General features: G+C 68.7%; 27 protein-coding genes. 12 read left to right on the top strand and 15 right to left on the bottom strand.

Annotated elements, in window-relative coordinates; translation table 11 throughout:
• Positions 1-10: 10 nt before the first annotated feature.
• The gene (locus RTX79_RS02480; RefSeq protein ID WP_312681553.1) at positions 11-1,147 is read left to right on the top strand and encodes an MFS transporter; all 1,137 of its coding nucleotides are present in this window, start codon (positions 11-13) and stop codon (positions 1,145-1,147) included.
• An 11-nt stretch (positions 1,148-1,158) separates the two neighbouring features.
• Here RTX79_RS02480 and RTX79_RS02475 read toward each other — a convergent pair whose 3' ends face one another.
• Entirely contained in the window at positions 1,159-1,455 is a 297-nt protein-coding gene (locus RTX79_RS02475; protein ID WP_223181708.1) for a DUF3817 domain-containing protein, read from the bottom strand.
• Between the two features lie 191 nt (positions 1,456-1,646).
• Here RTX79_RS02475 and mdcA point away from each other — a divergent pair, with 191 nt between their 5' ends.
• From mdcA to RTX79_RS02430, 9 genes are all read left to right on the top strand, one after another.
• Positions 1,647-3,290 (top strand): malonate decarboxylase subunit alpha, encoded by a 1,644-nt coding sequence (mdcA, locus tag RTX79_RS02470; protein ID WP_312681550.1) that lies wholly within the window; start codon positions 1,647-1,649, stop codon positions 3,288-3,290.
• Between the two features lie 12 nt (positions 3,291-3,302).
• Positions 3,303-3,626: a malonate decarboxylase acyl carrier protein gene (gene mdcC / locus RTX79_RS02465; protein ID WP_057506820.1), complete on the top strand. Its 324-nt coding sequence runs from the start codon at positions 3,303-3,305 to the stop codon at positions 3,624-3,626.
• Positions 3,623-4,513, top strand: coding sequence for a biotin-independent malonate decarboxylase subunit beta (locus tag RTX79_RS02460; RefSeq protein ID WP_312681548.1), 891 nt, complete (start codon positions 3,623-3,625; stop codon positions 4,511-4,513). The genes mdcC and RTX79_RS02460 overlap by 4 nt, the downstream gene beginning before the upstream one ends.
• Entirely contained in the window at positions 4,510-5,214 is a 705-nt protein-coding gene (gene mdcE, locus RTX79_RS02455; RefSeq protein ID WP_312681546.1) for a biotin-independent malonate decarboxylase subunit gamma, read from the top strand. The genes RTX79_RS02460 and mdcE overlap by 4 nt, the downstream gene beginning before the upstream one ends.
• Positions 5,215-5,217: 3 nt before the next feature.
• Positions 5,218-5,856 carry a malonate decarboxylase holo-[acyl-carrier-protein] synthase gene (gene mdcG, locus RTX79_RS02450; protein WP_312681544.1) on the top strand — a complete coding sequence of 213 codons (639 nt, stop codon included), beginning with the start codon at positions 5,218-5,220 and terminating at the stop codon, positions 5,854-5,856.
• Positions 5,853-6,710, top strand: coding sequence for a triphosphoribosyl-dephospho-CoA synthase MdcB (gene mdcB, locus RTX79_RS02445; protein WP_312681543.1), 858 nt, complete (start codon positions 5,853-5,855; stop codon positions 6,708-6,710). Before mdcG ends, mdcB begins: the two co-directional genes overlap by 4 nt.
• A complete protein-coding gene (gene mdcH / locus RTX79_RS02440) occupies positions 6,707-7,624 on the top strand; it encodes a malonate decarboxylase subunit epsilon (protein WP_312681541.1) in 918 nt (305 codons plus the stop codon). The genes mdcB and mdcH overlap by 4 nt, the downstream gene beginning before the upstream one ends.
• 88 nt (positions 7,625-7,712) lie before the next feature.
• On the top strand, positions 7,713-9,059 hold the full coding sequence (locus tag RTX79_RS02435) for an SLC13 family permease (protein ID WP_057506814.1): 1,347 nt from the start codon (positions 7,713-7,715) through the stop codon (positions 9,057-9,059).
• An 84-nt stretch (positions 9,060-9,143) separates the two neighbouring features.
• Entirely contained in the window at positions 9,144-9,863 is a 720-nt protein-coding gene (locus RTX79_RS02430; protein WP_057506813.1) for a GntR family transcriptional regulator, read from the top strand.
• 17 nt (positions 9,864-9,880) lie between these two features.
• Here RTX79_RS02430 and RTX79_RS02425 read toward each other — a convergent pair whose 3' ends face one another.
• From RTX79_RS02425 to RTX79_RS02360, 14 genes are all read right to left on the bottom strand, one after another.
• Positions 9,881-11,797, bottom strand: a complete 1,917-nt coding sequence (locus RTX79_RS02425) for a response regulator (RefSeq protein ID WP_312681539.1) — start codon at positions 11,795-11,797, stop codon at positions 9,881-9,883.
• The gene (locus RTX79_RS02420) at positions 11,784-12,656 is read right to left on the bottom strand and encodes a sensor histidine kinase (RefSeq protein ID WP_057506811.1); all 873 of its coding nucleotides are present in this window, start codon (positions 12,654-12,656) and stop codon (positions 11,784-11,786) included. The genes RTX79_RS02425 and RTX79_RS02420 overlap by 14 nt, the downstream gene beginning before the upstream one ends.
• Complete coding sequence (locus RTX79_RS02415; RefSeq protein ID WP_312681538.1) at positions 12,653-13,672, bottom strand: ATP-binding protein; 1,020 nt, start codon at positions 13,670-13,672, stop codon at positions 12,653-12,655. The genes RTX79_RS02420 and RTX79_RS02415 overlap by 4 nt, the downstream gene beginning before the upstream one ends.
• Positions 13,663-14,064, bottom strand: a complete 402-nt coding sequence (locus tag RTX79_RS02410) for an ATP-binding protein (RefSeq protein WP_309685753.1) — start codon at positions 14,062-14,064, stop codon at positions 13,663-13,665. Before RTX79_RS02410 ends, RTX79_RS02415 begins: the two co-directional genes overlap by 10 nt.
• The gene (locus tag RTX79_RS02405; protein WP_123699094.1) at positions 14,061-14,423 is read right to left on the bottom strand and encodes an STAS domain-containing protein; all 363 of its coding nucleotides are present in this window, start codon (positions 14,421-14,423) and stop codon (positions 14,061-14,063) included. The genes RTX79_RS02410 and RTX79_RS02405 overlap by 4 nt, the downstream gene beginning before the upstream one ends.
• A gap of 1 nt (position 14,424) precedes the next feature.
• Positions 14,425-15,285: an STAS domain-containing protein gene (locus RTX79_RS02400; protein WP_312681535.1), complete on the bottom strand. Its 861-nt coding sequence runs from the start codon at positions 15,283-15,285 to the stop codon at positions 14,425-14,427.
• 227 nt (positions 15,286-15,512) lie between these two features.
• Positions 15,513-17,048 carry a TerC family protein gene (locus RTX79_RS02395; RefSeq protein WP_312681534.1) on the bottom strand — a complete coding sequence of 512 codons (1,536 nt, stop codon included), beginning with the start codon at positions 17,046-17,048 and terminating at the stop codon, positions 15,513-15,515.
• Between the two features lie 51 nt (positions 17,049-17,099).
• Complete coding sequence (locus RTX79_RS02390; protein WP_042613600.1) at positions 17,100-17,327, bottom strand: helix-turn-helix domain-containing protein; 228 nt, start codon at positions 17,325-17,327, stop codon at positions 17,100-17,102.
• Positions 17,327-17,797: a DUF2975 domain-containing protein gene (locus RTX79_RS02385; protein WP_312682187.1), complete on the bottom strand. Its 471-nt coding sequence runs from the start codon at positions 17,795-17,797 to the stop codon at positions 17,327-17,329. The genes RTX79_RS02390 and RTX79_RS02385 overlap by 1 nt, the downstream gene beginning before the upstream one ends.
• Before the next feature lie 169 nt (positions 17,798-17,966).
• The gene (locus RTX79_RS02380; protein WP_312682185.1) at positions 17,967-18,713 is read right to left on the bottom strand and encodes a copper homeostasis protein CutC; all 747 of its coding nucleotides are present in this window, start codon (positions 18,711-18,713) and stop codon (positions 17,967-17,969) included.
• The gene (locus tag RTX79_RS02375; RefSeq protein ID WP_312681532.1) at positions 18,710-19,708 is read right to left on the bottom strand and encodes a N(4)-(beta-N-acetylglucosaminyl)-L-asparaginase; all 999 of its coding nucleotides are present in this window, start codon (positions 19,706-19,708) and stop codon (positions 18,710-18,712) included. The genes RTX79_RS02380 and RTX79_RS02375 overlap by 4 nt, the downstream gene beginning before the upstream one ends.
• Positions 19,709-19,762: 54 nt before the next feature.
• On the bottom strand, positions 19,763-20,797 hold the full coding sequence (locus RTX79_RS02370) for a glucokinase (RefSeq protein ID WP_428695932.1): 1,035 nt from the start codon (positions 20,795-20,797) through the stop codon (positions 19,763-19,765).
• 82 nt (positions 20,798-20,879) lie between these two features.
• The gene (locus tag RTX79_RS02365) at positions 20,880-22,010 is read right to left on the bottom strand and encodes a fatty acid desaturase family protein (RefSeq protein ID WP_312681530.1); all 1,131 of its coding nucleotides are present in this window, start codon (positions 22,008-22,010) and stop codon (positions 20,880-20,882) included.
• A gap of 13 nt (positions 22,011-22,023) precedes the next feature.
• The gene (locus RTX79_RS02360; RefSeq protein WP_312681529.1) at positions 22,024-23,100 is read right to left on the bottom strand and encodes a flavin reductase family protein; all 1,077 of its coding nucleotides are present in this window, start codon (positions 23,098-23,100) and stop codon (positions 22,024-22,026) included.
• 93 nt (positions 23,101-23,193) lie between these two features.
• Here RTX79_RS02360 and fabR point away from each other — a divergent pair, with 93 nt between their 5' ends.
• Entirely contained in the window at positions 23,194-23,847 is a 654-nt protein-coding gene (fabR, locus tag RTX79_RS02355; protein WP_057687575.1) for an HTH-type transcriptional repressor FabR, read from the top strand.
• 185 nt (positions 23,848-24,032) lie between these two features.
• On the top strand, positions 24,033-25,010 hold the full coding sequence (locus RTX79_RS02350) for a zinc-binding dehydrogenase (protein WP_312681527.1): 978 nt from the start codon (positions 24,033-24,035) through the stop codon (positions 25,008-25,010).
• Positions 25,011-25,080: the final 70 nt, after the last annotated feature.

The raw sequence follows: 25,080 nt of genomic DNA, 5'->3' as shown, positions 1-25,080 counted from the left end.
GGGCCTACCTATGTCTGCAGCCTCCTTCCCCGTTGCCGCGCGGCAGCAGCACGCCACGCGCGCTGTGTTCTTCCTGCCCGGCTTCGCCATCGCGGCCTGGGCCCCGCTGGTTCCCTTCGCCAAGGCACGCACCGGCCTGGACGAAGGTGGCCTCGGCCTGACCCTGCTGTGCCTGGGCGCCGGCTCGCTGCTGGCGATGCCGGTGGCCGGCGCGCTGGCGGCCCGCTTCGGCTGCCGCGTGGTGATGCTGGTGACCCTGCTGATGGCGGGCCTGACCCTGCCGCTGCTTGCCATCGCACCGTCGGCGATCAGCCTGGCGCTGGCCCTGTTCGCGTTCGGGGCAGGCATCGGCGCCTGCGACTGCGTCATGAACCTGCAGGCGGTGATGGTCGAGCGCGATGCCCGGCGCCCGATGATGTCCGGATTCCATGCCTTCTACAGCATCGGCGGGGCGGTCGGTGCGGCGGCGATGACCGGCCTGCTCGCGCTGGGCGTGGCGCCGTGGGTGGGCGCCTGCCTGCTGCTGGCGGCGATGGCCATGGTGGTGCTGGTGGCCGCGCCACACTGGCGCGATGAGCGCGCCGCCGGCGATGCGCCGATGTTCGCCATCCCACGCGGGATCGTGCTGTTGATCGGCCTGCTGTGCTTTGTCGCGTTCCTCGGCGAGGGCGTGATGCTGGACTGGAGCGCGGTGTTCCTCAACCAGGTGCAGGGCGTGCCGGCGGGCCGCGCCGGGCTCGGCTTCCTGGTGTTTTCCGTGGCGATGACGCTGACCCGGCTGTTCGGGGACCGGATGGTCGCGTGGCTGGGCCAGCAGCGTGCGGTGCTGATCGGCGGCGCGGTGGCGGCCGCTGGCCTGCTGCTGGCCACCTTTGCCAGCGCGCTGCCGCTGGCGCTGATCGGCTACGCGCTGGTGGGCCTGGGCTGCGCCAATATCGTCCCGGTACTGTTCACCCTGGCCGGCAACCAGAAGGCGATGCCGGAAAGCCTGGCCATTCCTGCGGTCACCACGCTGGGTTATGCCGGCGTACTGGCCGGTCCGGCACTGGTCGGCCTGGTGGCCCACCAGAGCAGCCTGGTGGTCGCCTTCGTGCTGGTGGCCATGGCCCTGCTGCTGGTGGGTATCGCGGCGCGCGCGGTGCACTGAGCGGCGGCGCGTCAGCGCTGCACCGACAACAATCCGCGCCGGCGGAACCACCATTCCAGCGGCAGGGTGACCAGCGGCGGCACGGCCGCCAACAGCGCCAGCAGGGTCGCCCACCACGGCCAGCGCAGGCGCAGTGCCGCGACGACGGTCACCGCCACGTAGGCCATGAACACCACCCCGTGCAGGCGACCGAACAGCCAGACCACCGACTCGGTGGTCTGTGGGCCGTATTTGAGCCACATGCCCAGCAGCAGGCCAGCCCAGGTAAGGGCTTCGAAGAAAGCGGTCCACGCAAACACGCGGCCCATCGGGCTGATCGGGCGAAGAGAGGTCAAGCGGGACTCCGGCGGCGGGCCAAAGATACGGATGATACGCATCCGCACTGGATTGCGGGCGCCGCCGTTTCTAAAGATACGGATGATCTGCTGCACTCGCGCTTGCAGCGCTCCGGATCCGGTGATAGCGTCGTAATTACTCCGTAATTACAAAGGTCAGTGGCATGACCCGTGTCTGGAACACCCTTGAGCAACAGCGCCAGCAACGCCTGCAGCGGGCCGCCGAAGCCGGACTGCAGCGCGAGGTGCCGCATGCCCGCGTGATCGACCTGTTCGAGGCCGTCATCGAACCAGGCGACCGGGTCTGCCTGGAAGGCAACAACCAGAAGCAGGCCGATTTCCTCGCCGAATCGCTGGCCCAGGTGAATCCGGAGCGGGTGCGCGACCTGCACATGGTGCAGTCGGTGCTGTCGCTGCCATCGCACCTGGATGTGTTCGAGCGCGGCATCGCCAAGCGCCTGGACTTTTCCTTCTCCGGTCCGCAGGGCGGACGGCTGGCCGGGCTGGTGGCCGAAGGCCGCATCGACATCGGTGCCATCCACACCTACCTGGAACTGTTCGGCCGCTACTTCGTCGACCTCACCCCGAAGATCGCGCTGGTGGCCGCGCAGGCCGCCGACCGCCACGGCAACCTCTACACCGGCCCCAATACCGAAGACACCCCGGTGATCGTGGAGGCCACCGCGTTCCGCGGTGGCATCGTCATCGCCCAGGTCAACGAGATCGTCGACACCCTCCCCCGCGTCGACATCCCGGCCGACTGGGTCGATTTCGTGACCCTGGCGCCACGCCCCAATTACATCGAACCGCTGTTCACCCGCGATCCGGCACAGATATCCGAGATCCAGGTGCTGATGGCGATGATGGCGATCAAGGGCATCTACGCCGAATACGATGTGCAGCGCCTCAACCACGGCATCGGCTTCGATACCGCTGCGATCGAACTGCTGCTGCCCACCTATGCCGAATCGCTGGGGCTGAAAGGCAAGATCGGCAGCCACTGGGCGCTCAACCCGCATCCCGCGTTGATCCCGGCGATCGAGTCCGGCTTCGTCAAATCCGTGCATTCGTTCGGTTCCGAACTGGGCATGGAGAAGTACATCCAGGCCCGTCCGGATGTGTTCTTCACCGGCGCCGACGGCAGCATGCGCTCCAACCGCGCGTTTTCGCAGACCGCCGGTCTGTACGCCTGCGACATGTTCATCGGCTCCACCCTGCAGATCGACCTGCAGGGCAACAGCTCCACCGCCACCCGCGACCGGATCGCCGGCTTCGGCGGCGCGCCCAACATGGGCTCCGACGCCCGCGGCCGCCGGCATGCCAGCCCGGCCTGGCTGAAGGCCGGTGAGCAGGCCGCCCTGCCCGGCCAGATGCCGCGCGGCCGCAAGCTGGTGGTGCAGATGGTGGAAACCTTCCGCGAACACATGGCGCCCGCCTTCGTCGACCGGCTGGATGCCTGGGAACTGGCCGAGCGGGCGAACATGCCGCTGCCGCCGGTGATGATCTATGGCGACGATGTCACCCATATCCTCACCGAAGAAGGCATCGCCAACCTGCTCCTGTGCCGTACGCCGGAAGAGCGCGAACAGGCGATCCGCGGGGTCGCCGGCTACACCGCCGTCGGCATGGCGCGCGACAAGGCGATGGTGGAAAACCTGCGCGACCGCGGGGTGATCCGCCGCGCCGAAGACCTTGGCGTGCGCAGCCGCGATGCCAGCCGCGACCTGTTGGCCGCGCGCTCGGTGAAGGACCTGGTGCACTGGTCCGGCGGCCTGTACGACCCGCCCAAACGTTTCCGCAACTGGTAAGGGACACTCTCCATGGAAACCCTTCGTTATCGTTTTCCCGGTACCCAGGCGCTTGGCAGCGCCGAGCTGCATGCGCTGGTCGGCGTGGTCGCCTCCGGCAACCTGGAAGTACTGGTCGAGCCGGCCGCGCTGGACGGCGCGATGGAGATCGAGGTGATCACCTCCGCGCGCGGTTTCGGCGAGGTCTGGCAGGCGGTGCTGGCCGATTTCGCCGCCCGCCATCCGCTGCGCGATGTCCGCCTGTCGTTGAACGATGCCGGCGCCACGCCGGCCGTGGTCAGCCTACGCCTGCAGCAGGCGCTGGAAACCCTCGCCGAACGCGGGAGCGACGCATGAACCAGCGCAGTTATTACGAAGCCGATGCGCGCGAGCGCATCGAAGGGCTGCTGGATGCCGGCAGCTTCAGCGAGTTCTTCGGTCCGCGCCGCCGTACCATCAGCCCGCACCTGGCGCAGCTGGACGTGCCCGGCGCGTTCGACGATGGCATCGTGGTCGGTGCCGGACGGCTGCAGGGGCGCGAGGTGCTGGTCGCTGCACAGCAGGGGGCCTTCATGGGCGGCGGTGTCGGCGAGGTGCATGGCGCCAAGCTGACCGGCCTGCTGGAACGTGCCCGTGAGCTGCGCCCGGAGGCCGTGCTGTTGCTGCTGGACAGCGGCGGGGTGCGCCTGCACGAGGCCAATGCCGGGCTGATCGCGATCTCCGAAATCATGCGCGCGGTCCTCGCTGCGCGTGCCGAGGGCGTGCCGGTCATCGCGCTGGTGGGCAGCGGCAATGGGGCGTTCGGCGGCATGGGCATCGTCGCCCGCTGCTGCTCGGCCGTGCTGATGTCCGAAGAAGGCCGCTTGTCGCTGTCTGGCCCGGAAGTCATCGAAACCGTGCGCGGCGTGGAAGAGTTCGACTCGCGCGATCGCGCGCTGGTGTGGCGGGTGACCGGTGGCAAGCACCGCTTCCTGATCGGCGAAGCGGCCACCCTGGTCGCCGACCGCATGCAGGCCTTTGCTGATGCCGCGGTCGCCGCGATCGCGGCCTGCGATCCAGACCAGGATCCACTGGCGGCGCTGGAGCAGGCGCAGCAGCAGCTGGAAGCGCGCATCGCGGCCTACGGCGACTGCCGTGACGGGCTGGAGATCTGGGCCCGCCAGGGCATCGCCGATCCCGCCGGGCTGCCGCTGCTGGATACCGCCGCCTTCCTCGACGCGGTCGCCGCGCGGAGCGTTCCATGAAGCTTGATCAACTGTTGCCGGCGCTGTTTCCCGCCGGTCATCGCATCGAATGCAACGACGACGTGCTCACCGGTACGGCCACCACCGCCAGCGGCGAGGTGACGGTGATCGGCACGGCCAACAAGCTGGAGGTCGGCGTGGACCATGCGCTGGCGCTGTCGGCCTGCGTGCTGGCCAGTACCCGCGCCCATCCGACGCGCCCGATCGTGATGCTGGTCGATACCGCCGGCCAGCGGCTGGCCCGGCGCGATGAACTGCTGGGCATCAACGGCTGCTTCGCCCACCTGGCACGCAGCCTGGAGCTGGCGCGCCGGCGCGGCGCCGCGCTGGTCAGCCTGGTCTACGGTGAATCGGTCAGCGGCGGTTTCCTGTCCTTCGGCCTGATGGCCGACCGCATCTTCGCCCTGCCCGAGGCGCAGGTGCGTGTGATGGACCTGCGCGCGATGGCGCGTGTCACCAAGCAACCGCTGGAAAAGCTGCAGGCACTGAGCGAGAGCTCGCCGGTATTCGCACCGGGCGTGGACAACTACGTGCGCATGGGCGCGGTGGAGGGGGTCTGGGAGGGCGATCTTGCCGCCGCGCTGGCCGCCGCGCTGGCCGAACCACAACGGCTCGACCTGCGCCGCGAGCGCGGGCTGGAACGTGGCGGCCGCCTGCTGGCGCACGCCGTCGCCCGCGCCGTGGCCGCAGGCGAGGCCTGAGCGATGCATCGCCACGACCTGGTGTGGATCGACGCGCAGGCGGCGTGGACCACGCTCAGCCCGCACGCCGAACCGCGCCTGCGTGCGTGGGTGCAGGCGCGCCTGCCGCTGGTGGTGGCACGGCGTGACCCGGCCGTGGACGGCGCGCAGCTGCGGCTAGGCGTGCCGTTGCCACTGGATGAGGGCCGGCAACGGCTGTCACTGCGGATTGATCGCGAAGCGGTCATCCGTCACGCGCCACCGCCGCGGTTGACCGAGGTGATCGATGCGCTGTCCGCGCCGTGGCGCCCTGCCCTGCAGGCGCTGCAACAGCGCTGCACGGCGCAGGACCTGTCCGCGCGCGTGTTCGGCAGCCATGCCTGGCAGGCGATCACCGGCCTGGACTACCTGCATGCCGGTTCGGACCTGGACCTGCTCTGGCAGGTCGATGGAGCCGGCCAGGCAACGCAGGTCTGCCGCCTGCTGCAGGACTGGGAAGCGCTGCACGGGCTGCGTGCCGACGGCGAACTGGTGTTCGATGCGGCGCACGCCGTGAACTGGCGCGAGTACGCTGGCGACGCCACGCAGGTAGTGGTCAAGGGCGATGCTGCCTGCTGGCTGGCAGCGCGTTCATGCCTTGCCGGCGAGGAGCTGCCGGCATGAGCGCGCTGGCCCGCCCGCGTACGGCCGCGCCGGTCCTGCCGCGTGCGCGTCCGCTCGGCCGCCTTGCAATCGCCGCGCTGCATGCCGAACTGGCCTGCAGTCCGAAGCCCGGACTGGTGACTCCGTTCAGCCGTGGCAGCCACCACGACATGGATGCCGGCACCTTCCTGCGCAGCCTGTTCGCGTTGCGCGGTTACTTCACCGCGATCGCCGCGCAGGCGGCCACCTGCGCCGACTTCGCGCCGCTGCGCCAGCTCGGCATCCAGGCCGAGCGCGGCATGCTGGCCGCCACTGGCAACGTCAACACGCATCGCGGCGCGATCTTCAGCCTCGGCCTGCTGGTTGCTTCGGCCGCGCGGCTGCGCGCCGACGCTTGCCCTGCCCGCTCCGCCGATGCGGTGTGCGACGGCGTGCGACAGTGGCGCCACGCCCTGCTGCAGGCGCCACTGGATGCCACCAGCCCCGGGCAGCGTGCCCGTGCCCGCCACGCGGTACCGGGGGTGCGCGAACAGGCTGCCGTCGGCTTCCCGCTGCTGCGCGAGGTCGCCGTACCGGCGCTGCGCGCCGCGCTGGCCGATGGGCTGCCGCGCGATGCCGCCCTGCTGCAGACACTGATGCAGCTGGTCGCGGTCACCGATGATCTCAACCTGCTGCATCGTGGCGGCGCCGAAGGCCTGGCCTTCGCACAGGCGCAGGCGCGCGGCTTTCTCGCCGCCGGCGGCGTGCGCGCAGCCGACGCACCCGCGCACATGGCACGCATCTGCAACGCCTTCGAACAGCGCCGCCTGAGCCCGGGCGGCAGCGCTGACCTGCTGGCCTGCGCGCTGTTCCTGCTGCAGCAGGAGGCCGCATGAGCCTGGCCATCCTGTGCCCCGGCCAGGGCGGCCAGCACCCGGACATGTTCCGCCGCGTGCAGGCAGACCCGGATGCCTGCGCCTTGCTGGCTGCTGCGGCGGCGGTGCTCGGCGATGCGCCCACCGACGCTGCCAGCCGCCCCAGCCGCTTCGACAACGCCATCGCCCAACCGCTGGTCTGCGCCGGCGCACTCACCCACTGGCTGGCGCTGAAAGCACGCCTGCCGGTACCCGCCGTCGTTGCCGGCTACAGTGCTGGCGAACTGGCCGCGCATGCCGTGGCCGGCAGCTACGACGCAGCCACCTGCCTGCAGCTGGCGGTGCACCGCGCCGCCTGCATGGATGCGGCCAGTCCCGCCGACGCCGGCCTGGTGGCGGTGCTGGGTCTGGAACGCGGCGGCATCGAAGCGCTGTGTGCCGAGCACGGCGTGTCCATCGCCATCGTCAACGGGGACGACCACGTGGTGCTCGGCGGCCTGCGCGCCGATCTGCTGGCCGTACAGGCGAGCGCCGAACAACGCGGCGCGCGCTGCGTGGTGTTGCCGGTGCACGTGCCAGCCCATACCCCGCTGCTGGCCGCGGCCGCCACCGGATTCGGGGGACGGCTGGCCGCCGCCCCGTTGCAGGCACCGCGCCTGCCGCTGCTGGCCGGCGTCGACGGCCGCCGCGTGGCCACGCCGGACCAGGTCCGCGACACGCTGGCGCGCCAGATCGCCCAGACGGTGCAGTGGCAGGCGGTGATGCAGCAGGCCGTGGAACGCGGTGCGCGGGTGTTCCTGGAACTGGGCCCCGGCAGTGCATTGAGCCGTCTCGCGCGCGAGCTGCATCCCCAGCTGCAGGCGCGGTCGGTGGAGGATTTCCACACGCTGGAGGGCGTGGCGGAATGGGTGGAAACGGCCTGCGCGCGCGTATGAGCGGGCGCATCGGCCACGCAGTTGAAGCACTACCCCTGGATGGCGGGTCGCCATCGGAAGCAACGAACCAGGTGTCTCGGGAGGGCGCATGAGTCCGGAAATTGCAACGATCATCGGTCTGGTGATCATGTTCATCGTGGCCACGGCCCTGCCCATCAACATGGGTGCCGTCGGCTTTGCATTGGCGTTCATCGTCGGCGGCATCTGGGTCGGCATGGACGGCAAGGAAGTCCTTGCCGGATTCCCCGGTGATCTGTTCCTGACCCTGGTCGGCATCACCTACCTGTTCGCCATCGCGCAGAAGAACGGCACCATCGACCTGTTGGTGCACTGGGCGGTGAAAGCCGTAAGAGGCCATATCGTGGCCATCCCGTGGGTGATGTTCATCGTGACCGCAGTGCTCACCGCGTTCGGCGCGCTGGGTCCGGCAGCGGTGGCGATCATCGGCCCGGTCGCGCTGCGTTTCGCCAAGCAGTACAAGATCAACCCGTTGATGATGGGCCTGCTGGTCATCCACGGCGCGCAGGCTGGTGGATTTTCGCCAATCAGCGTGTACGGCGGCATCACCAACCAGGTGGTGCAGAAGGCTGGACTGGAAGTCACGGAAATGGCGGTGTTCCTGACCAGCCTCGGCTTCAACCTGCTGATGGCGTTCATCTGCTTCTTCGCCTTCGGTGGCATCGCGCTGCTGCGGCGTGGGCGTGCGGTCGCCGAGGAACCGCTGGTCGCCGGGGTGCAGGCCTCTTCGCGCCAGTTCGCCATCGAAGGCCATGGCGCCGTGGTCAGCGCCGGTGGCGGCACCCTGTCCAACGATCCGCAGGCACTGGACGAGGTACGCATCAACCGCGACCGCCTGATCACCCTGGTCGGCCTGCTGGGCCTGGGCGTGGCCGCCCTGGTGTATGACCTCAACGTGGGCCTGGTGGCGATCACCGTTGCGGTGGCCATCGCGCTGGCCTCGCCGTCCGCGCAGAAGGGCGCGGTGGATGGCATCAGCTGGTCCACCGTGCTGCTGATCAGCGGCGTGGTGACCTATGTCGCGGTGCTGCAGAAGGCCGGTGCGGTCGATTTCGTCGGCCACGGCGTCGGTGCCATCGGCATTCCGCTGCTGGGTGCGCTGCTGGTCTGCTACGTGGGTGGCATCGTTTCGGCGTTCGCTTCGTCGGCGGCCGTGCTCGGCGCCACGATTCCGCTGGCGGTCCCGTTCCTGATGCAGGGGCACCTCAGCGCCGCCGGCGTGATCTGCGCCCTGGCGGTGTCATCCACCGTGGTGGACGTCAGCCCGTTCTCCACCAATGGCGCGCTGGTGGTGGCGTCGGCGGCGAAGGAAGAGCGCGAGGCGCTGTTCCGTCGCTTCCTGGTCTACAGCGGACTGGTGGTGGCCTTCGGCCCGCTGCTGGCGTGGCTGCTGTTCGTGGTACCGGGCTGGATGTAAGCCGTGCCGGGGGTGGCGACCGCTGGTCGTCACCCCCGGGTGCACCCGCTAGACTGATGCATCCACCTGGACTGCGCTTCGACCATGCCCCTGGCCCCCGGCCCCCGTAAAAGCACCCGCCGCGTGCCACTCTATGAAGAGGTGGCCGAACAGCTGCGGCAGAAGATCTACGATTACCTGCTGCCACCGGGCGAATGGATCGACGAGCCGGCGCTGGCCGAAGAACTGGGCATCAGCCGAACGCCGCTGCGCGAAAGCCTGAAGCTGCTCGCCGCCGAAGGCCTGGTGCAGATCGATGCCGGCCGTGGCAGCCGGGTCACCCGGCTCACCCTGGAAGACCTCAACCAGCTGTTCCCGGTGATGGCGATGCTGGAAGGTCGCTGCGCGCACGATGCGGTGCGCCGCATCGATGATGCCGGCATCGCCCAGCTGCAGGCCCTGCACGATGCGATGGAAGCCGCCGCCGCGTGCGGTGACCTGGCCGAGTATTACCGCAACAACTACTTCATCCATGAGTCCCTGCAGACCCACGCCGGCAATCCGTGGCTGATCCGGGTGACCCATGACCTGCACCGGATCCTGAAGATGCACCGTGGCCGCCAGCTGCTGACGCCGGGCCGGATGGCGCAGTCGCTGGCCGAACACCGCGAACTGATGGACTGCATCCGCCGTCGGGATGCCGTGGCCGCCGAAGCGACCATGAACCGTCACCTGCTCAGCCAGGGCGAGGCGCTGGCCGCCTACGTGGCGGCCGGCGGCCAGCTGAATGTTCCCGCGCCGCTGCCGCGCGAAGGCGGCATCTAAGGGCACCGGCGCCCCGCTCAACGCAGGGCGAAACTCACCGCACGCAGCAGTTCGGACAGGTTGAACGGCTTGGGCAGCAGGCCCATGCCCGGCCCGAGGAACTCGTTGCGCACCGCTGCCCGTTCGGTATAGCCGGTGATGAACAGCACCGGCAGGCGCGGACGCAGCTCACGTGCCGCGTCGGCGAGCTCACGGCCGTTCATGCCGGGCAGGCCGACGTCGGACAGCAGCAGCGCGATGCCTTCATCGTCGCGCAGCTCGCGCAGCGCCTGGCGGGCATCGGCCACCGCGATGACCTCGTAGCCTGCCTCGCGCAGCATGTCCTGCACCATCTGGCGCACCGAATCGGTGTCGTCCACCACCAGGATCCGCTCGAAACGGCCTACCGGCGTTTCACCGCGCTCACCGGCCACCTCGATCTTCGCCGCATCGCCCAGCGGCAACAGCAGCTCCACTTCGGTACCTGCGCCGGGTTCGCTGCTGATGCGTGCCACGCCGCCACTCTGGCGGGCAAAGCCATAGGTCATCGACAGACCCAGTCCGGTGCCCTCGCCCTGCGGCTTGGTGGTGAAGAACGGTTCGAAGACCTTCTTCAGCAGGTGCGCTTCGATGCCGCTGCCGTTGTCCATCACCTTGACGCTGATGTAGTCGCCGGCGGCCAGGCTGTAGTCGCCTTCCACCGTGGTGCGTTCACCGCGGATGCGGATCAGGCCGTTGCCGCCCAGCGCATCGCGCGCATTGATCACCAGGTTCAGCACGACGCTTTCGAACTGGTTGGGGTCGGCCAGCGCCACCAGCGGTTCGTCGCCGAGTTCGAACTCCAGTTCGATGTTCTCGCCGATGGTCCGCCGCAGCAGGTCTTCCAGCGAATGCACGCGCTGGGCCACGTCGAACGGCTGCGGATCCAGCGGCTGCTTGCGCGCGAAGGCGAGCATGCGCTGGGTCAGCGCCGCGGCACGGGTAGCCGAACTGGACGCCGCGTCGATGTAGCGCCCGAGGCGGTCCAGCTTGCCGCTGTCCGCTGCCAGTTCGATCATGTCCAGGCCGGAGATGATGGTGGTCAGCAGGTTGTTGAAATCGTGGGCGATGCCGCCGGTCAACTGGCCCAGCGCGTCCATCTTCTGTGCCTGCAGCAGCTCGGCTTCGGTGCGCTCGCGCTCGGAAATCTGGTACGCCAGTTCGCGTCGCTGTTCGCGGTCGCGTTCGTGGTGGGCGGTGATGTCTTCCACCACCACCAGGCCCAGGTCCGGCTGCTGGTACGGCGTCAACCGCCATTGGGTCATGCGCGCCGTACCGCCCGGGGTAGGCAGCGCCACCGTGCCCTGCCAGCGCTCACGCAGGCGCAGCGCGTCGCGCAGTCCGTCGATGAACTCGCCGGCATTGCCCAGCCGGTCGAGCGGTGACCCGTCGCTGAGCCCGGTACCGAGCAGGCGGGCGAACGCGGCGTTGGCATCGCGAACGGTCAGGTCCGCGTTCAATACCGCGATCGGTGCATTGATCTGGCGGAAGATTTCACCGAAACGCGCCTCGGCCTCGCGCAGTGCATCCTCGGCGCGACGCGCCCGCAGCAGGCTGCGCAACGTGGCCAGCAGTACTTCCGGGTCCACCGGGTGGGTCAGGTAGCCATCCGCGCCGGCGTCCAGGCCGGTGATCATGTCGCCGGTGCTGATCGATGCCGCCGACACGTGCACCACCGGCAGCAACGCGGTGCGCGGCTGCGAGCGCAGCTCGCGCACCACGTCGAAGCCGCTCATGTCGGGCAGGTTGACATCCAGCACCAGCGCAGCGAACTCATTGCCCGCCACCGCGTCCAGGCCATCCTGGCCAAGCCCGGCTTCGTCCACGCGGTAGCCATGGTGCTCCAGCACGCGGCGCACCGCGTAGCGCGTTGCAACGTTGTCATCCACGATCAGGATGCGGTCACGGTGCGGCATCAAGGGCCTCTGCTGCGGATTGAAGGTTGAGCGGCACCACCACGAAGAATTCCGAGCCTTCGCCCGGCACGCTGTTGACGCCGACGTGGCCGCCGAGCAGAACCGCGAAGCGCTTGCACAACGACAATCCCAGTCCGGTCCCGCGCAGGCGCTTCTGCAGCGGCGAATCCACCTGCACGAAATCCTCGAACAGCGCAGCGTGCATCTCCACCGGTATCCCGATGCCCGTGTCGCGCACGCTGAAACGCACGGCGGCCTCGCCTTCCAGTTCGGCCGATACCACGACCCGGCCGCGCGGGGTGAACTTGAGTGCGTTGGACACGTAATTGCGCAGGATCTGCGCGAGCTTCTTGTCGTCGGTGTACAGCATCGGCAGCTGCGGCGGCGCGATGAACTCCAGTTCGATGTCGTTGCCGTCCACCAACGGGCGGAACATGCCGCGCAGGGCCGAGAACAGGTCCATCAGGTCGAACCAGCCCGGTGAAATGGTGATCCGGCCGGCCTCGATCTTGGCCAGGTCGAGCAGGTCGTCGACCATCTCGCGCAGCTCGCTGGCGGCACTGCTGATGAACAGTACCTGCTGGCGCTGCCCGCTGCTGAGCTCGCCATCCATGCCGTCGTCGAGCAGCCGCGTCATGCTCAGGATCGACCCGAGCGGGGTGCGGAACTCATGGCTCATGTAGGACAGGAAGCGGCTCTTCAATTCGGACACCTGGCGCAGCTGTTCGGCCTGCTGGTCCAGTTCGCCATACAGCGCCAGCACCCCCTGGTTGGTCTCGTCCAGCTCAGCGCGCAGGCCCTCGTTCTCCACGCGGAGACGCTCCATTTCCTGCTGCAGGGACAGATCGGTGACGCTCATCGGAAGGCTCCCACGCGCAGCGCGACGACGCAGACATCGTCGCGACCACGATCAAAATCACGTTGCAGCACGGCAACCACCAACGCCGGATGGCGGTGCTGCAATCCTGGGTAATCGCGCAGGCTCCAACGCGCCTGCAGTCCATCACTGTGCATCACCAGCAGCGTGCCAGCGGGGGCGTGAAGGCTGAATGCCTGCGCCTTGCGGTACTGCACGCCGACGATGCCGGGCATCGACGCCATGCCACGCGAGGTATCCCCGATCAGCAGCGTGCCGGCGATGTTGCCCACGCCGGCGTACTCGATGTCGCCGCTGCCCAGCGAAACGAAAGCAACCGCCGCCGCGCCGCCGCGCGAGCCCGACAGGGCGGCATGCAGGTCGTTGATGGCATCCACCGCCTGGCCGGCCGGCGGCCGCGCGGCGAGCGCGCGCACCCCGCCTTCGGATGCTTCGGCTGCCAGCACCCCGTGCCCTAGGCCGTCGATCACGGTCAGCGCAAGCTGCTGGTCCTGCACCCGCAGATGCCAGGCATCGCCGCACGCCACTTCATGCTTCATCGGCAGGCACAGGGCGCCGTAGGCGAGATCGGCGTCGCGCGGCGCGCGCTCGGGATGGATCCTGACCAGCAGCACCGCACCGCGTGCGTCGCACCAGGCGTCCATGACCCGTGCCTGGCGCGCGATCGCCGCCATGCCGAGCCCCTGGCTGCCACCGGTGGAGTAGCCGTCCTGCAGGCACTGGGCCAGCACGAAACCCGGCCCCCGGTCGATGGTGCACAGTTCCACGGCATGGCCGTGCGCTGCGGCGATGACCGACAGCAGCATGCGACCGCCACCACCGTGGCGCCACAGGTTGGTCGCCATTTCCGTGGCGGCCAGCGCGACCCGCCCGGCGTCGATCTCGTTGAAGCCGGCTTCGGCGGCCACGCGCAACGCTTCGCGTCGTGCCTGCCCGACCTGGGTGGTTTCCTCGACGACCACGACACGGGTAAGCGGACCGGAAAAATTCAGATCCATTTGGTGATGGTTACCCGCGTGCCCTGCCCTGCGGCGGAGTCCAGATCGAAATCATCGACCAGACGACGCGAGCCGGACAGGCCCAGGCCCATCCCCGACCCCGACGACCAGCCGTCGGTGAGCGCCTTCACCTGGTCCGGGATACCCGGCCCCTGGTCGGCGAACTCTAGCTGGATGCCGCGGCGGACACCGCGTTCGACGATCCGCCAGTGCATGTCGCCACCACCGCCGTAGATCACCGCGTTGCGCGCCAGCTCGCTGGCGGCGGTGACCAGCTTGGTCTGGTCCACCAGCCGCAACCCGAAGGCCACCGCCAGCTGCCGCACGGTCTGCCGCGCCAGCACCACGTCCTGTTCGATCCGCACGGGGATCGACCCCGCATCGGCGATCATGGATCGCCTGCAGGCAGCTGCAGCAGCTTCATGCCACGCTCGACATTCAACGCAGTGCGCACGCCACGCAGGTCCAGGCCCAGCTCCACCAGGGTGATCGCCACTGCCGGCTGCATGCCTACCACCACGGTGGTGGCATCCATGATCCGCGCCAGCGCGGAAATGGTGGAAATCATCCGGCCGATGAACGAGTCCACGATATCCAGCGCGGAGATGTCGATCAGCACGCCGCGTGCGGACGTACGCTGGATCTTCTCGGTCAGGTCATCCTGCAGGGTCAAAGCCAACTGGTCGTGCATGTCCACCTGGATGGTCACCAGCAGCAGATCGCCCATCTGCAGGATCGGGATGCGATCCATCTCAGCCAGCCACCTTGGTCACGGCCTGGCCGGTCCGCTTCAGCGCCAACGCCAGCGCGTCGGCCAGGTTGGCCTTGGTGACGATGCCCTGCAGGTCCAGGCCCAGGTGCACGATGGTCTGCGCGATCTGCGGCCGCACACCGCTGATGATCGCATCGGCGCCCATCAGGCGGATGGCGGTGACGGTCTTCAGCAGGTGCTGGGCGACCAGCGTGTCCACCGTCGGTACGCCGGTGATGTCGATGATGGCGATCTCCGATCCGGTGTCGACGATCCGCTGCAGCAGCGACTCCATCACCACCTGGGTACGCTGCGAATCGAGCGTGCCGATCATCGGCAGCGCCAGCACGCCTTCCCACAGCTTCACCACCGGGGTGGACAGCTCCAGCATTTCTTCCTGCTGGCGCTGGATGACTTCTTCGCGGCTCTTCTGGAATGCCTTGACGGTCTGCAGGCCGAGCAGGTCCAGCAGTTCGGAAATGGCCCACAGCTGGTCACCCAGCTGCTGCGGATCGGCCGCCAGTGCGGCCTGGACCTGCGCGAACAACGGGCGCTTCAGCGAGAAAATGAAGCTCGCCGTCTCCGACGAATTGAAGCCCCTGCGCGCACGGTCGGTGGACAGGTCTTCCAGGAAGCGGCGGATGCCCTGCCATTCCTGGCCCTGCAGGCTGCCGACATCGGCGGCCGAGATGGCCTGCAGGAACAGGCGCCAGAACTCACGGAGCTGCGCATCCACCTCTTGGCTGGAAATACGGTTGTCCTGTCCCTGGCCTGCGGCGGCAAGGTTCTGCTGCCACTGCGTGAGGACCTGTTCCTGGTTGCTGCGGATGAGTTCAAGGGTGCGCTGCTGCAATGCCGCCATGGGAGTTTCCTGCTGGATAGGGCCAGCAGTGCATGCCATTGCATGCCCACCTGGCCGGAGGGATTCCAGCCGGGTCTGGCGGACCGCAATGCGGTACGTGCCCCTCCCCCGACCGGACAACCTTCACATTACGCAATCAGCAATGTGTTCAACGCGTGAAGGCCAGCATACCGTCTACGACACGATCCGCCGCCTCTCGCCCGTATAAGGCTACGGACGCAGCTGACTCATTCAGAATTGCGCTGCAGCGCCACCCGTCCGACCCGGCGCCTGGCCATCGACAGCACGCGCAGGCGGAAGCCCGCATGCTCGATCACATCGCCGGCCTGCGGCATCCGGTCCAGCGCATGCAGCACCAGCCCGGACAGCGTCTGGTAGTCGCCGCTGCGCTCGAAGCGGATGCCGGCCATGCGCTGCAGGTCGTCCAGGGTCAGCGCGCCGTCGGCCTCCCAGTGCTGCGCTGCGACCTCGGTGATGCCATAGCGCTCGTCCTGGGTATCGGCGAGGTCGCCAGCGATGGCGGCCAGCAGATCGTTGGCGGTCACCAGCCCTTCCACGCTGCCGTACTCATCCACGGCCACCGCCAGCGGCACCGGATGCTGTCGGATCAGTTCCAGCACCTGCAGCGCGCTGGCGTTGGAGGACACGAACTGGGCCTCGCGCAGGCTGGCCTCCAGCTGCAGCGGCCTGCCCTGCAGCAGGTTGGCCAGCAGGTCACGGCTCTGCACCACCCCGCGCAACCGGTCCAGGTCGCCGTCGGCCACCAGCAGGCGCGTATGCGGGCTGGCGATCAACCGTGCGATCACATCGTCGGTGCCGCGGCTGATGTCGATCCACTGCACATCCGTGCGGACCGTCATCACGCTGGACACCGGCCGCTCGGCCAGGGTCAGCACGCTGCGGATCATGTCCTGTTCGACCGGCTGCAGCCGCTCGCCGGCGTGGCCGGCATCCTGCCCACCCTCGTCTTCCGCCGTGCCTGCATCGCGCACCCCGAACATCCGCATCACCGCATCGGCGGTGCGCTGGCGGAACGGCAGCTGCGCCTGGTCGCGCGCGCGGTTGAAGCCCACCCACTGGTTGAAGCCCTCCACCAGGATCGAAAACGCGATGGCCGCATACAGATAGCCCTTCGGAATCTTGAAGCCCAGGCCCTCGGCGACCAGGCTGAAGCCGATCATCAGCAGGAAGCCCAGGCACAGCACCACCACGGTGGGATGCCGGTTGACGAAGCGCGTCAACGGCTTGCTGGCCAGCAGCATCAGTGCCATCGCGATGGTCACGGCGGCATACATCACGCCCAGGTTGTCCACCATGCCGACCGCCGTGATCACCGAGTCCAGCGAAAACACCGCATCGAGCACCACGATCTGCGCCACCACGGTGCCGAAGCTCGCATACACCTGCGTGCCGCCGCCCTCGTGCGAGCGCCCTTCCAGCCGCTCGTGCAGCTCCATGGTGCCCTTGAACAGCAGGAACAGGCCGCCCACCAGCAGGATCAGGTCGCGTCCGGAGAACGCATGCCCAAGCACCGCGAACAGCGGCTCGGTGAGTTTCATGATCCAGGACAGCGCGGCCAGCAGCACCAGCCGCATCAGCAGCGCCAGGCCCAGGCCGATCACCCGCGCGCGGTCGCGCTGGTGCGGGGGCAGCTTGTCGGCCAGGATCGCGATGAACACCAGGTTGTCGATGCCCAGCACGATCTCAAGCACTACCAGGGTTGCAAGCCCCATCCATATCGAGGGGTCAGCCAGCCATTCCATGCGTCGTTTCTTTTCTGTGGTTGAAGGGGAAGTCGTGCAGGTGCTGCCGGATCAGGCGCCGTCGTCCTGCGTCGCGGCCGGATCGTGCCCGAGCAGGTCACCGGGCGTGCAGCGCAGTTCGCGGCAGATCGCATCGAGGGTGGAAAAGCGGATAGCACGCGCCTTGCCGGTCTTCAGGATGGACAGGTTGGCCAGGGTGATGTCGATGCGCCCGGCCAGCTCGGACAGCGTCATGCCGCGTTGCTGCAGCATGCGGTCCAGGGTGATGACGATCGCCATCAGACCACCCCGTCCAGGTCCTCGCGCATCGCGGTGCCTACGGCGAAGACATGGGCGATGACGAACAGCATCAGCACCGCCACCAAGCCGGTGATCGACATGCCGCCGCCGACCTCCATCCACGCGAACTGCGGTCCCATCCAGCTGGAGTAGACGCCGATCAGGATCGACAGCACCTCCATCGCGAGCATCAGCCAGGCCATCCGGCGCAGCCGGCCGACATTGCCCTGGGTGAACGGTTGCTGCTCGCGCACCGATCGCACCAGCCGCTGCAGGTGGCGCAGGAACACCAGGCCCAGCGCCAGCAGCACCACGATGGCCAGCAGGCCGGCACTGAAGTGCAGCAGCAGGTGTGGCGCATCGCCATGGTCGGCGACCACCGACGCGTCCACCGCGTCGAGCAGCCGCGCTGGCTGATGGAACACCAGCGGGACGGCGCAGAGGGCGGCCAGGATGCCCAGCCAGCACATCGCCATGACGGCGTGGATCGCGGCATGGGTCAGGTTGAAGATGCCACGCGGATCAGGCGCACGGCGGGTACGGCTTGGCACGGGGACTCCAGCAGACAGGCGCCGGAAGGGCGCCGTGTGTTTATTGATAAACGATAAACACCGTCGTGTCCAGCCGGTGATGCGGTCGTCAGCGCGTGTCCGTCAGGGCGTCCAGCGCCGCCCGCAGTGCGGCGACCTGGGTGGCGTCGCTCTGCTGGTGGTCCAGCGACAGACCGGTCAGGGCGCGGTTGTGATGCTGCATCGCACTGCGTCGCAGCCCCTTCGCCGAGGCATGCAGTTCGGTGCAGCCACTGCGCTGGGCGACATCGGCGATGGTGGACGCGGCAAGTCCGGCCCCGGCGATGATCCCGATGCGCCCGGCAGAACGCTGGACCATGCCGGCCAGCGCGTCGGCGCCGTCCACTGCCGAGCCGTGGCCGCCGGAGCTGAGCACCCGCGCGCAGCCCAGCCCGATCACCGCCTCCAGCGCGGCAGGCAGGTCGCGCGCCGCGTCGAAGGCGCGATGGAAGGTGACCGGCAGGTCACCTGCCGCCGCCACCAGCTCGCGGCACAGCGCGGCATCGACCTCGCCTTCGGCGGTCAGCGCGCCGAGCACCACCCCGTCCATGCCCAGTGCGCGGCAGTGCTGGATGTCGCGCAGCATGACTTCCGCCTCCCAGTCGCCGTACAGGAAATCGCCAGCGCGTGGACGGATCAACACGAACACCGGCAGCCGCACCCGGTCGCGGGTGACGGCCAGGGTCGCGTGCGAGGGCGTGAGTCCGCCGCTGGCGAGGTCGGCGAACAGTTCCACGCGGTCGGCGCCGCCGGCCTGCGCGGCGAGTGCCGAACCGACCCCATCACAGGCGATCTCCAGCAGCCGGCGCATGCTCAGGTCTGCTCCGTGCGGTACACCGCGTCGGCATCGTGCAGCACATCCTGGCGCTGCGCATCGCACACCGCGTAGACGAAGCCACGGTGCAGGGCATACGCCCCCACGTCACCGTCACGATTCATCGCCAGGAAACAGACCTGCAGGGTGCGGCTGGCCTCCGGCCGCTTGCGCACCACCCGCGCGATTGCCTCGCGGCAGGCCTCGGCCGGGCTGCGGCCCTGCCGCATCAGCTCCACCACCAGGAACGAGGCGGCGTTGCGGATCATCTCTTCGCCGACACCGGATGCGGTGGCCGCGCCGACCTCGTTGTCCACGTACAACCCGGCGCCGATGATCGGGCTGTCGCCGACCCGGCCCTGCATCTTCCACGCCATGCCGCTGGTGGTGCAGGCACCGGCCAGGCGCCCACGTGCGTCGCGGGCCAGGATGCCCAGGGTGTCATGGTTGCTGCTGTCGCCGGGGATCGCGCGGCGTTCGGCGTTGATCTGCGGTGCGTACTCGGCGGTCTTCAGCCACGCTTTCCAGGCCTTCTCGGCGGCGGGGGTGAGCAGCTTGCCGCGCGGGAAACCCTGTTCCACCGCGAAGGCCTGCGCGCCCTGCCCGACCAGCATCACGTGCGGGGTCTTTTCCATCACCCGGCGTGCCACCGATACCGGATGCAGGATGTCGACCAGCGCGGCAACCGAACCACAGCGGCCGTCGCCGTCCATGATGCTGGCGTCCAGGCTCAGGTTGCCGTCCCGGTCCGGGTTGCCGCAGCGGCCCACGGTCGGGTTGCAGAGTTCGCTCTCCGCCCAGCGTGCGCCCTGTTCCACCGCATCCAGCGCGCTGCCGCCGTCGGCCAGGGTCTTCCAGGCCACCTGGTTGGCGCCCACGCCGAAATCCCAGGTCGACACCACCCGGGGAGCGGGATCGACCGCACGTGCGCTGCGTGGCAGTCCCAGCGCGCCGACGGCCAACGCACCGGCCTGCAGGAAGCTTCTACGATCGGTCATGCGAACCCCTCTGTTGTCCAAGCCCCGCGCCTGGCCGCCGCCGGACGCGCGCGGTCACGCCGCTGATGCGTTCGATGCGTTCCAGGCCGCCGCGCCCAGCACGCCCAGTTCGCCATGTTCCACCCGCCACACCGGCACCTGCTGCAGCACACTGCCGAGCACACCCTTGTTGAGGAAGCGCGCGACGAACGGACTGTCCGGCAGGAACGGGGCGATGTGTGCCGACACCCCGCCGGCCAGGTAGACCGCGCGGGCGCCGAAGGTGATCGCCAGGTCACCGACGAAGCTGCCGAGCCAGCCGCAGAACACGTCCACGGTCTCGCACGCCAGCGGATCATCGCCGCGGTGGGCGGCAGCCAGCAGCGCTTCGGTGTCGTCGCAGTGCGCGCTCGCGCCACGCAGTTGGCACAGGCACTGGTAGAGATTGAGCAGGCCGGTGCCGGACAGCACGCGTTCGTTGTCGACGTGGTCCCAGCGCTGCAGCAGCAGGCGCAGCACGTCCAGCTCCAGCGCGGTACCGGCCGACAACGCCGAATGGCCGACTTCACTGGCCAGCACCGGCCGTGCGCCGTCGGCGAAACGCAGTGCTGCGCCCAGGCCGGTGCCGGGCCCCAGCACCAGTGCCGGCCAGGCCATGGCCGGGTCCGCGCTGCCATGCAGGGCCACCAGCGCATCGCTGCGCACGTGCGGGATGGCCAGTGCCACCGCTTCGAAATCATTGATCAACTGCAGCGACCGCAACCCGGCCTGCTGGCGCGTGGCGTCCACCGATACCGGCCACGGCAGGTTGGCGTTGACCAGCGTATCGCCCTGCAGCAGTCCGGCGATGGCGACCACCGCCGCAGCAGGCCGTGGCGGGGCAGTCGCAGCGAAATCGGCCAGGATCGCGGCCAGGCTGGGGTATTGCGCGCAGCGGTAGCGCCGGAAGCCGTCGATGCGCGGCGCGTGGGCACCGCCATGCGACCAGGCCAGGCGCGCGAAGGTGCCGCCGACATCGGCGACGATCTGCGCATCAGGGGATTCGGGCAACGGCCGCGGCGAGGGGGATGGGCTCTGGATGGAGGCCTGGGACGATGCCGCAACGTTCACTCGCACGCCTTTACGGAAAGCAACTCAATGCGCGCAATTCTCAGCGATTGCCCGCGCTTTGCATAGCGCGGGCCCTGGCCGTTCAGGCAGCACCGGCCACCGGCTGGCGTACCCGCATGCGCGCCGGCCGGCTCGGGAAGGCATGCCGCAGGATCCGCCAGACCACCTGCCCGAACTGGCTCGGCAGTGACCCGGTGTTGTAGTGCTGGCCGTAGCGGCGGCAGATGTCCTTCACTTCCACGGCGATGCGTGAATAGCGGTTGGCCGGCAGGTCCGGGTAGAAGTGGTGCTCGATCTGGTGGCTCAGGTTGCCCGACAGCACGTTGATCACCCAGCCGCCCTTGAGGTTGGACGAGCCGCGCAGCTGGCGCAGGTACCAGTGGCCGCGCGATTCATTGCGCAGGCAGTCCTTGGAGAAGGTTTCGGCATCGGCGGTGAAATGACCGCAGAAGATGATCACGTAGGTCCAGATGTTGCGCATGCCGTTGGCCACCAGGTTGCCCAGCATCACCGGCAGGAAGAACGGGCCGGCCAGCGCGGGGAACAGCAGGTAGTCCTTGCCCAGCTGGCGCGCCATCTTGGCGCCGACCGGACGGGTTTCCTTCCACAGCTGGCGGGCGGTCATGCGGCCCTTCAGCCAGCGCCCGATGCGCAGGTCCTGGATCGCCACGCCCCACTGGAACAGCAGCGCGAAGATCGGCGCGATGATCGGCTGCAGCAGGTAGAACGGGCGCCAGCGCTGTTCGGGGAAGATGCGCAGCAGGCCGTAGCCGATGTCATCGTCCATGCCGCGCACGTTGGTATAGGTGTGGTGCTTGAAGTTGTGCGTCTTGCGCCAGTTGTCACTGGTGGCCACGATGTCCCACTCGTAGCTGTTGCCATCCAGCTTCGGGTCGCCGGTCCAGTCGTACTGGCCGTGCATCACGTTGTGCCCGAGCTCCATGTTTTCCAGGATCTTGGACAGCGCCAGCAGCAGCGTACCGGCGATGCACGCCGGCCACAGCAGCGGCGACCAGAACAGCGGGGAGAACGCGCCGACGAACAGCAGCAGGCGGCCGAGCACGCCGGACCAGCGCACCGCAGCGGCGACGCGGCGGATGTAACGGGTGTCCTTGGCGCCCAGTTCGCCGATCACGCGGTCGCGGATCGCGTCCAGTTCGGCGCCGAAGGCGTCCAGCTCAACAGGGGTCAGGGCACGATCAGGGCGGCTCATCAGCAAGGCTTCCTTAGATATCCAGGACCAGGTCGGTGGTCGGGGCACTGACGCAGATACGCACCGGCATTGCCGGTTCATCCTGGTCCTGGCCGGTACGCAGGTGCCGCGTGGCGCCACTGGCGCGTACGCAGGTGCAGGTATTGCAGATGCCCATGCGGCACCCATGCTTGGGTTTCAGTCCATGCGCTTCCAGGCTGTCCAGCAACGGCCTGCCGCGCGGCACGGTCAACGTGCGGCCACTGCGGGCCAAGGTCAGCTGGACCTCGCCCTGGTCACCGGCAGGCGCCGGTGGCGGGGTGAAGGCTTCGGCCTGGAAGCCTGCCACGTGATGCAGCAGGCGGTTGCGTGCGGCAGCCACGAAGCCGTCCGGACCACAGGCCAGCACGTGGCGCTGGGCCAGCGGCACATCGCCGAGGCTGTCGAAGACCACGTTGTCGATGCGTGCCGCCGGCGCCTGCGCATCGCGCGTGGCCAGCAGGCGCACCTGCAGTTGCGGATCGGCGGCCGCCATGGCCAGCAGCTCCTCGCGGAAGCTGAAGCCGGCGTGGCTGCGTTCCCAGTAATAAAGATCCACCGGTGCACCGAGCGGACGACTGGCCAGGGCGCGCAGCAGGCTGCGCATCGGGGTGATGCCACTGCCCGCGGCCAGCAGCAGCAGCGGGGCCGCGGTCGGCACGGAAAAATCACCGAAGGCTTCACCGATGTGGAAGACGCTGCCCTGCGGGGCCTGCGAAACCAGGTAGCGGCTCACGCGGCCGCCGTCGACGGCCTTGACCGTGATGGACAGCAGGTTGCGGCCGAGCACGGTCGGGCTGTAACTGCGCTGCAGCAGCCGGCCGTCGATCTCCACACCGAGCGAAACATGCTGGCCCGGCTGCATGCCACGCCAGTGGCGGTTGGTGCGCAGCACCAGGGTGCAGGCGCCCTCGCCTGCCGGCTCGCGGCGGACCAGGCGGGCCAGCGGCTGGCGCAGGGTCCACAGGCGGTTGACCTGCCCCGCCCAGTAGTCGAACAGCACCGGCGACAGCCAGCGATGGGGGGAGAGCGGCGACTTGCGATCGATCTGGGCGCGGGCGGCAGCGTTCATGGGTGAACTATACGTGCGCGCACACAGCTGTGTATACAGGTGTATATCAAAGCGGATCAGGTATGATTCACGCTTGGTCCACCCGGTTACCCCATGCCCCCCATCGTCACGCCTCCGCCCGAAGACGCCACCCCGGTCCGCCGTACGGTGACCCGAGAGGATCTGATCATCGCGGCACTGGCACTGATCGGGCCGCACCGCAGCCTGTCCACCCTCAGCCTGCGTGAAGTGGCCCGCGAGGCCGGGATCGCGCCGAACAGCTTCTACCGCCAGTTCCGCGACATGGATGAACTGTCCATCGCGCTGATCGACCTGGCCGGGCGTTCGCTGCGCACGATCATCGGCCAGGCCCGCCGGCGTGCCACGGTATCGGCCACCAGCGTGGTCTGGGTGTCGGTGGAAACCTTCATGGAACAGCTGCGCGCCGACGACAAGCTGCTGCACGTGCTGCTGCGCGAAGGCGCGGTCGGCTCGGATGACTTCAAGCACGCGGTGGAACGCGAACTGCAGTACTTCGAAGACGAACTGCAGGTCGACCTGGTGCGGCTGGCCGCGATGGACGGGGTGCGCCTGCATGCCCCCCAGCTGGCAGCCAAGGCGATCACCCGGCTGGTGTTCGCGATGGGCGCCAGCGCCATGGACCTGCCGCCGGAAAAGGATGCCGAGCTGATCGAAGAGATCTCCACGATGGTGCGCATGATCATCGTCGGCGCCCGCACCCCGGCCGCCTTCCGCCGCAAGCGCTGACCGGGTAGTGACGGCCGCTGGCCGTCATGACGCTCCACCTCCTTCTCTGACGGCCGCTGGCCGTCATGGGGCTACCCCTCTGACGGCCAGCGGCCGTCACTACCCCCCATCGCTGTTGCCGTTGACCTGCCGTTACCGCGCGCGGTGGCACCCTGTGGCGCTCCCTCGAACACCAAGGAACCTGCATGCGCGCCGCCCTCCACGCCAGCTTCGGCGACCCCGCTTCCGTCCTTTCCGAAGGCCAGGCCGAGCTGCCCGAACCCGGTCCCGGCGAGGTGCGCATCCGCACCGTGCTGGCGCCGATCCACAACCACGACCTGTGGACCGTGCGCGGCCAGTACGGCTACAAGCCGACCCTGCCGGCGGTCGGCGGCAGCGAAGGGCTGGGCACCATCGATGCCCTGGGTGACGGTGTGGAAGGCTTCACGCTGGGACAGCGCGTGGCTGCCGCTTCGGTCCACGGCACCTGGGCCGAAGCGTTCATCGCGCCGGTGCGGATGGTGATCCCGATGCCGGATGCGATTGCCGATGAAACCGCGGCACAGCTGATCGCGATGCCGCTCAGCGCGTTGATGCTGCTCGAATTCCTGAAGGTCGAGCGCGGTCAGTGGATCGTGCAGAACACCGCCAATGGTGCGGTCGGCAAGACCCTGGCAATGCTGGCCAGCGCCCGCGGAGTGAACGTGGCCAACCTGGTCCGTCGCGATGACGGCGTGGCCGAACTGGAAGCACTGGGCATCGGCAACGTGTTTTCCACCGCATCGGAAGGCTGGCAGGACGCGGTGCGCGCACGGCTCGGCGATGCGCTGGCAACGGCGGCGGTGGACTCGATCGGTGGCGCCGCCAGCGGAGCACTGATGGGGCTGCTCGGCGAAGGCGGCACGCTGGTGTCGTTCGGTTCGATGACCGGCGAACCGATGCAGATTCCCTCTGGCGATGTGATCTTCAAGCAAGCCACGGTGAAGGGCTTCTGGGGCAGCAAGGTCAGCCAGGCGATGGCGGTGGAGGACAAGCGCCGGCTGGTCGGCGAGCTGCTGCAGCGTGCTTCGGCAGGCGAACTGCAGTTGCCGGTGCAGGCGGTCTACCCGCTCGGGCAGATCGCCGAAGCCGCCGCAGCCAGCCTCGCGGGCGGACGCACCGGCAAGGTACTGCTGCGCCCCTGAGCGCGGCACCCGTCGACCGCTCCCCGCTGCGGTAGGGACGGCCGCTGGCCGTCCGCTTCACCGCTCTGGT

Source organism: Stenotrophomonas chelatiphaga, assembly GCF_032054965.1.
Lineage (GTDB): Bacteria > Pseudomonadota > Gammaproteobacteria > Xanthomonadales > Xanthomonadaceae > Stenotrophomonas > Stenotrophomonas chelatiphaga.
This window is presented reverse-complemented; position numbering and strand designations above follow the sequence as displayed.